The sequence below is a fragment of the Kluyvera georgiana ATCC 51603 genome (assembly GCF_001654985.1).
In the GTDB taxonomy this organism is placed as follows: Bacteria; Pseudomonadota; Gammaproteobacteria; order Enterobacterales; family Enterobacteriaceae; genus Kluyvera; species Kluyvera georgiana.
In genome coordinates this window covers 44,686-58,078 of sequence record NZ_LXEU01000077.1, presented here as the reverse complement: position 1 = coordinate 58,078, position 13,393 = coordinate 44,686, and the positions used below count along the sequence as shown (strand labels likewise).

Genomic DNA, 13,393 nt, shown 5'->3' with positions numbered 1-13,393 from the left:
CCGATCGCCACGCCCGCGCCGCAGCCGGTACCAATAATCACCGCAAACACCGTCTGCGCGCCCGCCGCCGCGCCGTCTACCGCTTCCGACACCGCAAGGCAGTTGGCGTCGTTCGCCAGCCGCACCTCACGGTTCAAACGACGGCTTAAATCTTTATCAAACGGTTGACCGTTGAGCCACGTTGAATTGGCGTTTTTTACCACCCCGGTATAAGGCGAAATCGAGCCGGGAATCCCCATTCCCACCGTCCCGGTTTGCCCGGTCGCCTCTTCGGCCAGTGCGACAAGATGCGCAATGTTCTCAATGGTTTGCTGGTAGTCACGCGGCGTCGGCAGACGGTGACGATAGAGCTGCTCCCCGCGATCGCTCAGCGCGATAACTTCCGTTTTCGTTCCACCCAGATCGATACCAATTCGCATTCATCACTCCTGTTTAAAACAATGCAAGGCCAGAGACAATTCGTTATCATTGCACGCTGATTTAACGATAACACCGTGGAAATTATCATGCTGTGGTTCAAAAATTTAATGGTTTATCGTCTCAGCCGCGACATCTCGCTGCGCGCGGAAGAGATGGAAAAACAGCTCGCTGAGATGACCTTCACCCCGTGCGGCAGCCAGGATATGGCGAAAACCGGCTGGGTGCCGCCGATGGGTTCACACAGCGATGCGCTGACGCACACAGCGAATGGTCAGATCATTATCTGCGCGCGCAAAGAAGAGAAGATCCTGCCCTCTCCGGTGATTAAACAGGCGCTGGAAGCGAAGATCCAGAAACTGGAAGCCGATCAGGGTCGTAAGCTGAAAAAGACCGAAAAAGATTCCCTGAAAGATGAAGTGCTGCACTCTCTGCTGCCGCGCGCTTTCAGTCGCTTCAGCCAGACGATGATGTGGATCGATACCGTTAACGATCTGATTATGGTCGACTGCGCCAGCGCCAAAAAAGCGGAAGATACGCTGGCGCTGTTACGTAAGAGCCTCGGTTCTCTGCCGGTCGTGCCGCTGACGCTGGAAAACCCGATCGAACTGACGCTGACCGAATGGGTGCGCTCTGGCACCACGGCGCAGGGCTTTCAGCTACTTGATGAAGCCGAACTGAAAGCGATCCTCGAAGACGGCGGCGTGATCCGCGCGAAAAAACAGGATCTGGTTTGCGATGAAATCGCCGTCCACATCGAAGCCGGTAAGCTGGTGACCAAGCTGGCGCTCGACTGGCAGCAGCGCATTCAGTTTGTGATGTGCGACGACGGTTCCATTAAGCGCCTGAAGTTCTGCGATGAACTGCGCGATCAGAACGAAGATATCGATCGTGACGACTACGCCCAGCGTTTCGATGCCGACTTTATTCTGATGACCGGCGAGCTGGCGGCGCTGATTAAGAGCCTGGTGGAAGGATTAGGCGGCGAAGCGCAGCGTTAATAAATAACGTATTTCCCTTCCTGCCCAGCAGGAAGGGAAAATATTACAGATAGCGGCACAGATAAGACGTTGGTTCAGCAACCTGCAGGTTAAACTCGCTGTGGCCCGGCACATTGAAGACTTCCCCGGCAGCGTAGACTTTCCACTCAGTTTCCCCCGGTAACAGTACGTTCAGCGCACCGCTAATCACGGTCATTTCTTCCGGCTGCGCGGTACCGAAGGTATATTCGCCTTCCGCCATCACGCCCACGCTAGCACGCCCGGTGTCACTGCTGGTAAAACCAATGGATTTCACTTTTCCGTCGAAGTATTCGTTGCTTTGAAGCATAAACAGGCCCTTATTCTCGTATCGTCAAAAGACCAATATAGGGGGGCGAACAGAAGCCTGTCACGCGAAATTCTCCCGTTAACACAATAATTCTGCCGCCAGTCTGGCAACCAGCACATTCGACAGTAAAACAGGCACATCCAGCGCTTTTTGTAATAGGTCACGGTGACGCTGGTGATAACTGAGCGAATCCAGCACCAGCACGTCGGCCCCCTGTTCCAGCAGTGAACTGCCTGCGGAAATCAGATGTTGATCGGTATCGAGGTTCGGGTTAGCCAGCGCGTAATAGGGTGAAGTCGGCAGCATCTGCCACTTCTCCTGCTGGGCATTTAAAATGCCTTCAACAGGCACAAGCACCCCGACCTGGTGTCCCTCAACGATAGAGGCGACCAACGGTGGAATAATGCGCTGGGGCTCCAGCAGCATCGCATTGCGCGCCACCATACTGCGTAATTTGAACGTATTCAGTAACAGAATGACGTCGTAGGATTGGTTGTCCAGCACCTCAATAACGGCCTGGAGGCTCAACTCCACCTTCGGACGGGATACTTCAACAAATTGGTTATCATTTAGCAGAACCAGTAAGCGCTCTTCACCGGGTTCTGGTGCATACTCTTCCATGACGTCAGCACGATTCATTTTGCCTAGCAGGCTGATGTGGGTTATCTGATCTTCCCTGATGTGCTCGGTCAAAAGCGGCAACACTTCACTGACGGGCACCACCCCTATCGTAAGAATCGCCATCGTTGCACTCATGTTATTTACCTTTTGCTTTTCTGAAAGCTCACTTTACAAATAGCCACCTGGATGGATGAAAAATACCGCTCAGAAGCGTAGCATCTGCCGCGGGAGGCGGAATGTAAAGATTCCAGTTATTTCCAGTACTCTCCTGATATGTTTTGATTTTAACTTTTCCATAACATACAGAATAGGTGAAAAATGTGATTTACGCCCGATATAACCGCAAAATAAAAAGGGCTATATCGGCAGCGTGCATCACAACATGAGGAAGAGATGGGGAGAAAGCGATGCGCTCCGCTAGCTGGCGGTGGCCAGGTGAAGAGCGTCGAGGATCAGCGTCACCACGCGCTCCGGCGCGGCGGAAGCGTCGACGATATAATGGGCGGTTTCGCGGTACAGCGCATCGCGCTGAGCCAGCACATCGGCGACTTCTTCGCTAATGGGTTTACCGGTCAGCGTCGGGCGCTGGTCAGCTTCTGGAAAGGCTTCCAGACGGCGTGCCAAAACGGGAACCGGCGCATTCAGATAAACCACAACACCGTTCTGGCGCATAAATTCGCGGTTCACCGGAGCAAGGATAATTCCACCGCCCGTGGCGATAACCGCGCCTGGCTGGGTGACGGAGATTAACGTTTCGGTCTCTCTGGCGCGGAAACCCGGCCAGCCTTCCGCCGCCACGATATCCGCCACGCTCATGCCTGACCGCTGCTGTAACACCTGGTCAGTATCAACAAAACGGAAATCGCAGGCATGGGTAAGCGCTTGACCTATTGTTGTTTTTCCGCAGCCTCTGGCTCCGATCAGAAAAATAGGTTGTGTCATTACCTGGAATTCCCCCTGATGACGCAAAATTACGGGACGTGCATGTGAAGCGTGAATAATACCACCAAACTAGTACACAAGTAAGTGTAAACTTTAAGTTACAAAAAGATTCAGCCTGAGTATTTTATCCGCTTTATATCCAGTCAATATCTGCTTTTAAAGCGTAAAAAAATAATGCCACAAGTCGTTACGATAACAGTACATGAAACTGACTTGTTTTGACAAGCTGAACGACGCGGCAAAGGTAGCATATTCCGGCGACAGAAATCCTGTCAGCCGCGTTTTACCGCCAACAGCCACTTGTCCAGCTCAGCGGCAAACTGCTGGCGGTCACGCTGGGAAAGCGCGCTGGGGCCACCGGTTTGAATACCGCTGGAGCGCATTGTGTCCATAAAGTCTCGCAGCGTCAGACGTTCGCGAATAGTGGCATCGCTGTAGCGTTCACCGCGCGGGTTCAGCGCCGCCCCGCCCTTTTCCAGCACTTCAGCAGCCAGAGGGATATCGGCGGTAATCACCAGATCGCCCGGTTGGCACAGCCGTACGATTTCATTGTCGGCAACGTCAAAACCTTTTGGCACCACCATCGCGCGAATAAAGCGCGACGGCGGCACGCGCAGATACTGGTTCGCCACCAGCACAAGTTCAATCTGCGTGCGGTCTGCGGCGCGGTAAAGCACCTCTTTAATCACATTCGGACACGCATCGGCATCCACCCAAATCGTCATACTCACTCCGCTTAACGCTGGCTGTTAAAGGGCGATTATACGGTAAGCACGTCTTTGGGCGTAATAATGTGCAGCCAGCGTCACAAAAGTACGTTACCCATCGCCGGGAATGGCCTATAACAGTACACTACAAAAAAACAGACAGAGGGAGAGACATGATGGAGAAGAAAATTGGCTTCATTGGCTGCGGTAATATGGGAAAGGCCATTCTGGGCGGCCTGATTGCCAGCGGGCAGGTACTTCCTGGGCAGATTTGGGTTTACACCCCTTCCCCGGATAAAGTCGCCGCGCTGCGCGATGAGTTCGGCATTAACGCGGCGCAAAGCCCGCAGGAAGTGGCGCAGGTGGCGGATATCGTCTTCGGTGCCGTGAAGCCGGGAATTATGGTGAAAGTGCTGAGCGACATAGCCTCCAGCCTGAACAAAGACTCTCTGGTGGTTTCCATTGCGGCAGGGATCACCCTCGACCAGCTGGCGCGCGCGCTGGGCCACGATCGTAAAATCGTCCGCGCCATGCCGAACACACCGTCGCTGGTCAACGCCGGGATGACCTCGGTCACGCCAAACGCGCTGGTCACACCGGAAGATATCGCCGATGTGCTGAATATTTTCCGCTGCTTCGGGGCTGCAGAAGAGATTGCTGAACCGATGATCCACCCGGTAGTGGGCGTTAGCGGCTCTGCACCGGCCTATGTATTTATGTTTATCGAAGCCATGGCCGATGCCGCCGTGCTGGGCGGTATGCCGCGCGCTCAGGCCTATAAATTCGCCGCGCAGGCGGTCATGGGCTCCGCGAAGATGGTGCTGGAAACCGGTAAGCATCCGGGTGAACTGAAAGATATGGTGTGCTCGCCTGGCGGCACCACGATTGAAGCAGTACGCGTGCTGGAAGAAAAAGGCTTCCGCTCGGCGGTCATCGAAGCGATGGCAAAATGCATGGAAAAATCGGACAAGATGAGCAAGTCCTGATGGCGCTGGCCCGGCAAACGCTGCCGGGCCAGGTTAGCTTGCCATAAGATGTGAACTTACTTTTTCTTCAGACAGGTGCTCATAAAGGTTTTACGTTCGTCGCCCTTCAGGGTCTTCTGAGCCGCCTGCGCGTTACAATCCTTCATTTTTTGCTGCTGCGGCGTTAACGCTTTGCCGTCTGCAGGCGCCCCTTCCCCTTTCAGACAACTGCTCATAAAGGTCTTGCGCTCATCCCCCTTCAGGGTTTTGGCGGCCGCCTGCTGATTGCAGCTACTCATCCGCTGTTGCTGCGGCGTCAGGGTCTTTTCGGGCGCGGCGGCCGTCGTCGCCGCAGACGCGGCGCTGGCCGCAAACACGCCACACAGTAGGGTAATCAGTAATGTTGTTTTCATTGCACCATCCTTTTGTGAGTAGAACTCTGTAAGTCTGGTCGCTGGCAGGAATTTTACCAAATCGACGGCAATGAAATGCCGCCGATTTGGTCGCGAGATTACAGCCCCAGGGCCGCTTTCATGGTGTAATAAAGATCCGTCTGATCGGTGAGGCCAACCACATTAGCGGCATGCGGGCCGTAGGCCGCAATGCGCAGCTGGGTGCCGGTATGCTCCATCGACTCTTCTTCCGAGTTACCGTAGCTCATGACCATCACTGACCCATCTTTGGTGTTCAATGCCTGCGTCAGGCCCGGCGCTTTGGTTTCCGGTGGAATAATCTGGCTGGCGTGCGCGTGGTCAGCGGTGACGATCACCAGGGTATTGCCGTCTTTTTTCGCAAATTCCAGCGCTTTTTGTACCGCTTCATCCAGGTCGACCGTTTCGCCAATCTGGCCGCACGGATTCGCCGCGTGATCCTGTTTATCGATCGACGCCCCTTCAACCTGCAGGAAGAAGCCTTTTTCGTTGGCGCTCAACAGAGAGATGGCTTTGTCGGTCATCTGCGCCAGAGTCGGCACGCTGGCATCACGTTTCGGGTTCGGCGTACAGGTCACCGCTGGCTTATCCAGGTTGCCGTGATAAGAGGCCTTCGGTCCTTCCCAACGAACCGGCATATTGCCGTCGGAGAACAGCCCCAGCAACGGTTTGTCCTGGTTAGCCTGCGTAATCGCCGCCAGCGTGGTGGCGTTATCCACTAACTGATAACCGCGCGCCTGTGCCTGTTCACGCAGGGTTTTCCCCTGCCATTCACCCGCTGTCGCGGTTTCGGCGAAGGTTTTTGCGCCGCCGCCCAGCGTCACGTCCGCGCGGGCATTCAGCAGCTGTTCGGTAATGGACCCTTTACCGCCTTTTTCCAGCGCGTTGGTCGGGCATTTTTCGCTGGTCACGCTCGGGCCGTAACACTTACGCGAAGTGACATGAGAAATCTGCGCCGCAGGCGTCGCATCCTGCAATTCGGCGGTAGACACGTTACCGGTCGCCAGGCCGGCCGCTTTCGCCAGCTCCAGAATCGTCTGGTGATCTTTTTCATGGATATCGACGCCCAGCGCGCCGTTATAGGTTTTCACGCCGGTACTCCAGGCGGTGGCCGACGCGGCGGAGTCGGTCACGTAGTCCGGCTTACCGGTCTTTTTGTTCAGCGCATAATGGGTGTACTGGCCGGTTAACGGCAGCGCGTCAATACCTTTAAAATAACCGCCCGCGCCTTCCGCGTAGTTACGCGCGGCGGTAATTTCAGAGTCGCCCATCCCATCGCCAATCAGCAAAATAACGTTTTTGGCCTGTTTATTATTTAAGGAGGCGCGAATCGCATCGGTTTGATCGGCAGATAAACGGCGAGCACCGCCCGGCTGGGTGATGTCCCCTTGCGCGGCGCGGTTATCGAGAACGGCGGTAGAGGTCTCCGCATGAACGGCAGGTAGACTCAGCAGAGGTAATAATGCGGCAACGATAGCACGGTATTTCACGTTAGTTTCTCCATGTATAAATACTTAAAAAAAGAAAACATGGAGACTGTAAGAAAAGAGCGTGACAGTTTAATGACAGCGTGAAATAAGCAAAGACCTACTATTTTTCGGGGGCTAGAAATAACCGTTTAACATGGTTATATAATAATTCGCGATGATGATCGGAAGCATCTTCCGGCGGTGTAAGCTTATTCAGCGTGGCGGCAATGTGGCTTTCCAGATCGGACTGAGGCTGCTGTTTCATATGCAGTAGCAGCGTAGTCACCACCACTTCCAGCGCATCAACCTGAATACGTAGCGCGTTTGCTTCATCTTCCTTTTCAGCTAGTTTTACCAGCAATTCAGCAATGAAATTTTTCATCGCGCGTTTTCCTTATGGATAGCGATGGGCTGGATGCAGGCCCTGAAAAAATAAATAGACCGCTAAAACATACGGTTCCATTCCCCTTTGGCAAGCAGGAATAGAATTACAATATCCAGACAATTCTGCAAGTGAAACCCGCAAAAATATAATCCCTATCAATATCATGGAATTAGTTTCATTTTTCGTCAGCGAAACGTTTCTCTCGCATAATAATGCAGAGCCATGGTCCAAATTTGAATAAGAGAGGAATGAATCGAAGGAAATAACGTTGTGCCGCTATTTCCCTCGTGACCATGATATTACTGACGAACCGGCTGGGTACGACGGAGCATTACCGCCAGTTGCCATAGGTTAATCAGCACAATCACCGCGGTGGCAATAAATACCCAGCGGAATCCCGCCATTGCTGAAATGGATGCGCCAATCAGCGGCCCCGCCACGTTACCCAGATACATAAACGACTGGTTATAGCCGAATATACGCCCGGTAACGCGCTCGCTAATATATTTGAGCAACAGCGTTTGTACCGCCGGCAGCATCGCACCATCGGCAAAGCCAAGAATAAAACGGAGAATGCCAAGCTGTAGCGGCGTGGTCACAAACGACATGGCAAAGAACAGCACCACGGCAAAAACCAGCGTGCCCAGCAAAATGCGGGCCGTGCCGATACGATCCCCGAGCTTGCCCAGCCTTGGCGCGGAAATCAGCGCCGATACGCCGGGAACGGCGGCAATCATGCCGCTTAAGAAGGCGATGTTGGTACTGTCAGGCGACATGGACTTAATAAACAGCGCCAGAATGGGGCTAATCGAACCGTTGCACAGCTGAATCACCATCGTCGTCACAAACAGGCTGATCACCAGCCCCGGGTACGGCAGCGAGGCAAATACCGCCTTGCCGCTCAGCTTCTCGCCTTTTTCCAACACCGGACGAGCGCCCTCTTTGATTAAAAACAGCGTCACCAGGAAGCTCACCATCAGCAGAAAGGCGGTGATAAAGAACACCATTCGCAGCCCCACGTGGTCAGCAAGAAAACCGCCGAGCAGCGGCCCACCAATCACCCCGGTGATCTGCGCCGTCGAGAGGGTGCTCAGCGCCCAGCCGCTGCGCTCACGCGGTACCTGCGAGGCCACCAGCGCCATCGCGTTAGGAATATAGCCGGACGTTAAGCCCATAATGGCGCGCAGGAAAAAGAGCTGCCAGACGTTGGTGGCGAAGGCCTGCAATAAAATCGCCACCGCCATTCCGAGCGACGCGCGTAGCAGCATTAACTTACGGCCTTTACGGTCAGCGAGGCTTCCCCACATTGGCGATACAATGGCTGACACCAGGAAGGTGACGCTGAAAGTTAAGCCTGACCACATGGACAGCGATTCGTGTGAGGTGACGCCAAGCTGCGCCACATAAAGCGGTAAAAAAGGCAAAATCTGGCTAATCGCTAGCCCGGTGAAAAAACAGCCGAACCAGACGGAAATAAGGTTAACCTTCCAGGATTCCATAACGACGCGTTTGACTTCAATTGACGAGAACAAGTTGTCAGGTTAGCAAGTCGCTTTTCTCGCCGTATTGTCAGAGATGCTTAATCAATTATTTCAGGATTTTATCAGCCAATAAGCCCATTTTTGTGATTAATATCACGATTAAAACGCAAGACGTTAGTGAGTTATGCTTAGCGGCTGCGGCGGATTCACCTTAAACGAGATGGAAAAGGCAGATAGCCCGCAACGGCCGTGGTATGTTATGTGCTTTGCGTTTGGAATGGATGGAATTAGAGAATGGCAAAGTTGCGGGTTGGGATTGTTTTTGGCGGCAAATCGGCGGAGCACGAAGTCTCCCTACAGTCCGCGAAGAATATTGTAGAAGCGATCGATAAAACGCGGTTTGACGTCGTGCTGTTAGGCATTGATAAACAGGGGCAGTGGCACATCAGCGATGCGCAGAACTATCTGCTCAATGCTCAGGACCCCGCCCGTATCGCGCTGCGCCCTTCTACGACCACGCTGGCCCATATTCCAGGCCGTGAGCGCCAGCAAATGATTGATGCCGAAAGCGGCCAGCCGTTGGACGCCATCGATGTGATTTTCCCCATTGTGCACGGCACGTTAGGCGAGGACGGTTCCCTGCAAGGGATGCTGCGCATGGCCAACCTGCCGTTTGTCGGCTCCGACGTTCTGGGTTCTGCCGCCTGCATGGATAAAGACGTGACCAAGCGCCTGCTGCGCGACGCCGGGCTATCTATTGCGCCGTTTGTTACCTTGACGCGCCGCAACCGCGACAGTTTCACCTTCGACGAGATCAAAGCGAAGCTTGGTCTGCCGCTGTTCGTTAAGCCTGCGAATCAGGGCTCTTCGGTTGGCGTGAGTAAGGTCAACGATGCGGAGCAGTACGCGAAAGCCGTCGCGCTAGCTTTTGAATTCGACCATAAAGTCGTAGTGGAGCAAGGCATTAAAGGCCGTGAAATCGAATGCGCAGTACTGGGCAATGACGATCCACAGGCCAGCACCTGCGGTGAGATCGTGCTGAACAGTGAATTCTACGCTTACGACACCAAGTACATTGACGATAACGGCGCGAAGGTGGTGGTTCCAGCCGCGATTTCCGCCGAAGTGAATGATAAAATCCGTCATGTCGCGATTGACGCTTATCAAACGTTAGGCTGTAGCGGCATGGCGCGCGTGGATGTGTTCCTGACCGCCGAAAACGACGTGGTGATTAACGAAATCAACACCTTGCCTGGCTTCACCAACATCAGCATGTACCCGAAATTGTGGCAGGCCAGCGGTCTGGACTATACGTCGCTGATTACCCGCTTGATCGAGCTCGCGCTGGAGCGTCATCAGGCCGATAAGGCGCTGAAAACGTCGATGAACGATTAAGACATGTTTCCGGGGCGCGGCAAAGCGCCCCGATAAATCCAGACCTTTACTCTTCCCTGCGACGAATAATAAACCCCGCCAGCCAGAAGCTAATCACCCAGGTCACCAGCCCCACGGCATAGGTTTGCCAGCCCTTTGCTTCAAACCCCAGCAGGCCAACAATTCCGTTAAGAATAAAAATAAGACCGATCGCAAAGGCGTAGTAGTGCCAGTCGCGGCGGATTTTTACAGGCAGGTTCATAGCGGCTCCATCACAAAGAAAACAGGATGCCATAAACCCGCGACAACGTCTGTGGTGTGAACGGCAGTTAGCGAATGTTAAAGGGATTTAACGTTAAGCTAAAGCGAGAAATGCCAGAATTGGATCGCAAAACCAGGAATATTCTGGCTCAAAATTTACCATAAATCCGATATTGACAATCGCCATCTACTGCCACACTCACCCCAGTATCACGTAATTATCCGTCGTCACGTTACCCTGGAGGTCCCAATGACAGATTTTACCTTGTCAAAGCTCATGTTCAGTGGGAAGAAAAAGGCGTCCTCCGCGTCTGGCAACCTTGCGTACGCACTTTTCGTCCTGCTGTGTTTTTCAGTCGGTGCACAGCTGCTATCCTTGGTGCTACACGCTCCGGGTATCTATGAACATCTGATGCAGATTCAGGATAGCGGTCGCCCGCGCGTGGAAATTGGCCTCGGGGTGAGTACCCTGTTCGGTCTGGTGCCCTTCCTCGCAGGCTGCGCCATCCTTGGCGTGGTTTCCCTGGTGCGCCGCCTGCGTCATCACGATTAGTTCAGGGCCATACATTTAGCCCGGCGTTCATCAACCCGTTTAGCAAACCACGCCGTGGTCAACTGACGGGTTATTTTCGGGCTCTCCAACTGAATCCCCGGCAGCATCTCGCGGGCCAGCGGTTTACCCGCTTTTTGCTCGGCAATCTTATACACCCCTTTGTACAGCGCGGTATTTTCAAATGCCTGGCTGTCGCCTTTCTGTAGCTGACGGTGAATCTCAGCGTTGCTCAACGACAGCTTGTCCGCCAGCTTCCTGACCGCTTTTTCAGTACTGCCCGGCTCGTCGCTGCCGTAGAGAATCACGTCGCCATCCAGCGCCAGTTTCACGCCCGTGGCTTTACTGACCGCATACTGGAAAGCCGCATTACGGCTCGCGTACCAACCGGCGTTAAAGTCGGCGTAGCGATAGATAGGCGCCGTATAGCTCGCCGGGTAGTTCAGCAGATGGTAAGTGCCGAACCACAGACCGCCGCGCAGGGAAAAGACCTCCTGGCGGACGGTGCCGTCCATCTTCCACGGGTAGTTATCCTGATGCTGTTCGGCAAAGGCGATGCTGACCTGCATCGGACCGCCGGTATGAACCGGGTTAAGCGAGCCAAACAGCTTCTGCCCCATCGGCACCATACCGATAAAGTCGTCGAATATTGCGCTTAGCTGTTTCTCCGTTTTCACGTTATCCAGCCGTTCGCTGTAGCTTTTGCCATTAGGCGAGTTGATTTTCAGCGCGGTGTGTACGAGGAAAACGGGAATGTGCATCTTCTCCGCCCGGCGATCGATCTCCTGCCAGGCGATTTTGCTCAGATTAGGCACCGACGGGTCGGATTGATAGTTCGACTCCTGTTGCGCGACCGCCAGCACCGAACAGATATTCTCCTCCGTCGGCGCTAGCTTCTGGCTCTCGAAAGTCTTCGCCAGCGCCTGCGCCCAGGCGTTTCTGTCCTTCACGCTGGCGGGCATTTTTTGCCGCACCACGCTTGCCACATCGACCGGTTTTTCGCCCTCTTTCAGCTTCGGTGCCTGCTGGCTGGTACAGGCGCTTAACAGCGCAGCGGCCAGCAGGGTAAGAGAACACGAACGGTAACGCGTTGTGGCTATCGCCATGGTTTATCCTTATCAAAAATAAACGATTATCGCCTAGCTCTGCGGCTGTACGACTTCATCCGGCAAATCTTTATTATCCAGCTCTCGTTCGAAGCTGCGCAGACGCTTGTAGATAGACATCAGCTCCACCAGCGTGGTCCAGGAGCTGATCAGATACTGGAACGATCCGCGTACCTGGCCGAAAACGTTGGTTATCTGCGTCATCAGACCGAGCGTAATCGTACCGGCAACAATCGACGGAAACAGCAGGAACAAACCGAAAACGTTGTCCACCTGCAGGTACAGAATACGAGCAATATTGAAGTACATATAGTGGAAATAAAGGCGGAAATAGTTACGGCGCACCGCGCTGAACAGCTCGCGTACGGTCGGCGGCGTGGCGCGAGTGGCATCATCTTCACCGTAAACCAGTTCCTTACGATAGGCCGCTTCAACGCGTTGGTTTTTAAAGTTCAGCCCCGGCAGCTTGATACCTACTACCGCCAGCAGCCCGGTCCCCATCAGCGACCAGACGATTGCCGCAATCACCAGACCGTACGGCACGTGGCCGACGATCGGCAGATTCGGCACATGTGCAGACAACGATACCAGAACCGGCAGGAAGGCAATCAGGGTCATGATGGCGTTGATAAAGCTGGTACCCATATCTTCCAGCGTCGACGCGAAGCGCATGGTGTCTTCCTGTACACGCTGTGCTGCCCCTTCAATATGGCGCAGGTGCTGCCAGTGGGTCATGTAGTGCTCGTTCATCGCGGTACGCCAGCGGAACACATAGTGGCTGACGAAGAAGTTATTCAACACGCCGATGACGACAGCGATAAGCGCGATACCGAGGAAGATGCCAATTTCCTGATAGAACTGGTTAATCGATACTTTGTTTGGTGAGGCCAGCGCCGTCTGAATAAGATCATAAAAGGGTGCATACCAGGCGTTAATTGCCACGCCAACTTCCACCATAAACCAGGTCACAAAGATAATCAGCGCCGTGCCCAGAATCGACCAGTACTGCCAACGGTGCGGGCTGCGAATAAACCAGTAGCCGGCAAAGAGCCCAACGCACACCAGATAGTAGGCATAAAACACCAGGTAGTTCAGCGACCAGAAACGTGCCGCGCTAATCGGAACATCATTGCTTGCACCGGTCAGGCGCAATAGCCAGCTACCGCCGTCCACCTGCCAGAAAATAACCGCAACCATTGCCCAAATAAACGCCGAGAGAAAAAAGGGTCCCGGCTTAGGGAAAAAAGACTTAAACATCGTACTCTCCTGCTAACTTCTTATGATTCTGCGTTGTGCGATGACAACAGAATACCGCCACGGATCGTTTTTACCGTAAAGAGGTATTAGGCAATGTA

At 53.9% G+C, this 13,393-nt stretch carries 16 protein-coding genes; 4 read left to right on the top strand and 12 right to left on the bottom strand.

What is annotated here, in order from left to right; translation table 11 throughout:
• Positions 1-419 (bottom strand): ROK family protein (locus tag M989_RS18900; protein WP_157093573.1); only part of this gene is annotated, 419 nt, incomplete at its 3' end.
• 87 nt (positions 420-506) lie between these two features.
• Here M989_RS18900 and rdgC point away from each other — a divergent pair.
• The gene (gene rdgC / locus M989_RS18895; protein ID WP_064547833.1) at positions 507-1,418 is read left to right on the top strand and encodes a recombination-associated protein RdgC; all 912 of its coding nucleotides are present in this window, start codon (positions 507-509) and stop codon (positions 1,416-1,418) included.
• A gap of 43 nt (positions 1,419-1,461) precedes the next feature.
• Here the strand turns inward: rdgC and ppnP are convergent, their stop codons facing one another.
• The 4 genes from ppnP to M989_RS18875 form a co-directional block, all read right to left on the bottom strand.
• Positions 1,462-1,746 carry a pyrimidine/purine nucleoside phosphorylase gene (gene ppnP, locus M989_RS18890; RefSeq protein ID WP_064547831.1) on the bottom strand — a complete coding sequence of 95 codons (285 nt, stop codon included), beginning with the start codon at positions 1,744-1,746 and terminating at the stop codon, positions 1,462-1,464.
• A 78-nt stretch (positions 1,747-1,824) separates the two neighbouring features.
• A complete protein-coding gene (locus M989_RS18885) occupies positions 1,825-2,502 on the bottom strand; it encodes an AroM family protein (protein ID WP_064547829.1) in 678 nt (225 codons plus the stop codon).
• A gap of 282 nt (positions 2,503-2,784) precedes the next feature.
• Positions 2,785-3,309, bottom strand: a complete 525-nt coding sequence (aroL, locus tag M989_RS18880) for a shikimate kinase AroL (RefSeq protein WP_064547828.1) — start codon at positions 3,307-3,309, stop codon at positions 2,785-2,787.
• Positions 3,310-3,581: 272 nt separating this feature from the next.
• The gene (locus M989_RS18875; protein WP_064547826.1) at positions 3,582-4,034 is read right to left on the bottom strand and encodes a YaiI/YqxD family protein; all 453 of its coding nucleotides are present in this window, start codon (positions 4,032-4,034) and stop codon (positions 3,582-3,584) included.
• Positions 4,035-4,192: 158 nt separating this feature from the next.
• Here M989_RS18875 and proC point away from each other — a divergent pair, with 158 nt between their 5' ends.
• Positions 4,193-5,002 (top strand): pyrroline-5-carboxylate reductase, encoded by an 810-nt coding sequence (gene proC / locus M989_RS18870; RefSeq protein WP_064547835.1) that lies wholly within the window; start codon positions 4,193-4,195, stop codon positions 5,000-5,002.
• Between the two features lie 56 nt (positions 5,003-5,058).
• Here the strand turns inward: proC and M989_RS18865 are convergent, their stop codons facing one another.
• The 4 genes from M989_RS18865 to M989_RS18850 all read right to left on the bottom strand — a co-directional run bounded on the left by M989_RS18865 (position 5,059) and on the right by M989_RS18850 (position 8,765).
• Positions 5,059-5,394: a PsiF family protein gene (locus M989_RS18865; protein WP_064547824.1), complete on the bottom strand. Its 336-nt coding sequence runs from the start codon at positions 5,392-5,394 to the stop codon at positions 5,059-5,061.
• A gap of 98 nt (positions 5,395-5,492) precedes the next feature.
• Entirely contained in the window at positions 5,493-6,902 is a 1,410-nt protein-coding gene (gene phoA / locus M989_RS18860) for an alkaline phosphatase (protein WP_064547822.1), read from the bottom strand.
• Between the two features lie 100 nt (positions 6,903-7,002).
• The gene (locus M989_RS18855) at positions 7,003-7,263 is read right to left on the bottom strand and encodes a sigma-S stabilization anti-adapter protein IraP (protein WP_064547820.1); all 261 of its coding nucleotides are present in this window, start codon (positions 7,261-7,263) and stop codon (positions 7,003-7,005) included.
• A 302-nt stretch (positions 7,264-7,565) separates the two neighbouring features.
• Positions 7,566-8,765: a multidrug efflux MFS transporter gene (locus M989_RS18850; RefSeq protein ID WP_064547818.1), complete on the bottom strand. Its 1,200-nt coding sequence runs from the start codon at positions 8,763-8,765 to the stop codon at positions 7,566-7,568.
• A 276-nt stretch (positions 8,766-9,041) separates the two neighbouring features.
• Between M989_RS18850 and ddlA the strand changes: the two genes are divergently transcribed.
• A complete protein-coding gene (ddlA, locus tag M989_RS18845) occupies positions 9,042-10,142 on the top strand; it encodes a D-alanine--D-alanine ligase (RefSeq protein WP_064547816.1) in 1,101 nt (366 codons plus the stop codon).
• 46 nt (positions 10,143-10,188) lie between these two features.
• On the opposite strand, the gene M989_RS18840 is transcribed toward ddlA, so the two are convergent.
• Positions 10,189-10,383, bottom strand: a complete 195-nt coding sequence (locus M989_RS18840) for a DUF2754 family protein (RefSeq protein WP_064547815.1) — start codon at positions 10,381-10,383, stop codon at positions 10,189-10,191.
• Positions 10,384-10,632: 249 nt separating this feature from the next.
• Between M989_RS18840 and M989_RS18835 the strand changes: the two genes are divergently transcribed.
• Entirely contained in the window at positions 10,633-10,935 is a 303-nt protein-coding gene (locus M989_RS18835; RefSeq protein ID WP_064547813.1) for a DUF2755 family protein, read from the top strand.
• Here M989_RS18835 and M989_RS18830 read toward each other — a convergent pair.
• Together M989_RS18830 and sbmA are read right to left on the bottom strand one after the other, a co-directional pair.
• Positions 10,932-12,038: a DUF1615 domain-containing protein gene (locus M989_RS18830; RefSeq protein ID WP_064547811.1), complete on the bottom strand. Its 1,107-nt coding sequence runs from the start codon at positions 12,036-12,038 to the stop codon at positions 10,932-10,934. The two genes, M989_RS18835 and M989_RS18830, sit on opposite strands and share 4 nt — an antisense overlap.
• A 33-nt stretch (positions 12,039-12,071) precedes the next feature.
• Entirely contained in the window at positions 12,072-13,295 is a 1,224-nt protein-coding gene (gene sbmA / locus M989_RS18825; RefSeq protein WP_064547809.1) for a peptide antibiotic transporter SbmA, read from the bottom strand.
• Between the last annotated feature and the right edge of the window lie 98 nt (positions 13,296-13,393).

Bases quoted from the DNA above. Each gene is read 5' to 3' on its own strand.
- aroL (WP_064547828.1), bottom strand. From the start codon at position 3,309: ATGACACAACCTATTTTTCTGATCGGAGCCAGAGGCTGCGGAAAAACA.
- M989_RS18830 (WP_064547811.1), bottom strand. From the start codon at position 12,038: ATGGCGATAGCCACAACGCGTTACCGTTCGTGTTCTCTTACCCTGCTG.
- proC (WP_064547835.1), top strand. From the start codon at position 4,193: ATGGAGAAGAAAATTGGCTTCATTGGCTGCGGTAATATGGGAAAGGCC.
- M989_RS18885 (WP_064547829.1), bottom strand. From the start codon at position 2,502: ATGAGTGCAACGATGGCGATTCTTACGATAGGGGTGGTGCCCGTCAGT.
- M989_RS18875 (WP_064547826.1), bottom strand. From the start codon at position 4,034: ATGACGATTTGGGTGGATGCCGATGCGTGTCCGAATGTGATTAAAGAG.
- M989_RS18865 (WP_064547824.1), bottom strand. From the start codon at position 5,394: ATGAAAACAACATTACTGATTACCCTACTGTGTGGCGTGTTTGCGGCC.
- rdgC (WP_064547833.1), top strand. From the start codon at position 507: ATGCTGTGGTTCAAAAATTTAATGGTTTATCGTCTCAGCCGCGACATC.
- ppnP (WP_064547831.1), bottom strand. From the start codon at position 1,746: ATGCTTCAAAGCAACGAATACTTCGACGGAAAAGTGAAATCCATTGGT.
- M989_RS18855 (WP_064547820.1), bottom strand. From the start codon at position 7,263: ATGAAAAATTTCATTGCTGAATTGCTGGTAAAACTAGCTGAAAAGGAA.
- M989_RS18840 (WP_064547815.1), bottom strand. From the start codon at position 10,383: ATGAACCTGCCTGTAAAAATCCGCCGCGACTGGCACTACTACGCCTTT.
- M989_RS18835 (WP_064547813.1), top strand. From the start codon at position 10,633: ATGACAGATTTTACCTTGTCAAAGCTCATGTTCAGTGGGAAGAAAAAG.
- ddlA (WP_064547816.1), top strand. From the start codon at position 9,042: ATGGCAAAGTTGCGGGTTGGGATTGTTTTTGGCGGCAAATCGGCGGAG.
- M989_RS18850 (WP_064547818.1), bottom strand. From the start codon at position 8,765: ATGGAATCCTGGAAGGTTAACCTTATTTCCGTCTGGTTCGGCTGTTTT.
- sbmA (WP_064547809.1), bottom strand. From the start codon at position 13,295: ATGTTTAAGTCTTTTTTCCCTAAGCCGGGACCCTTTTTTCTCTCGGCG.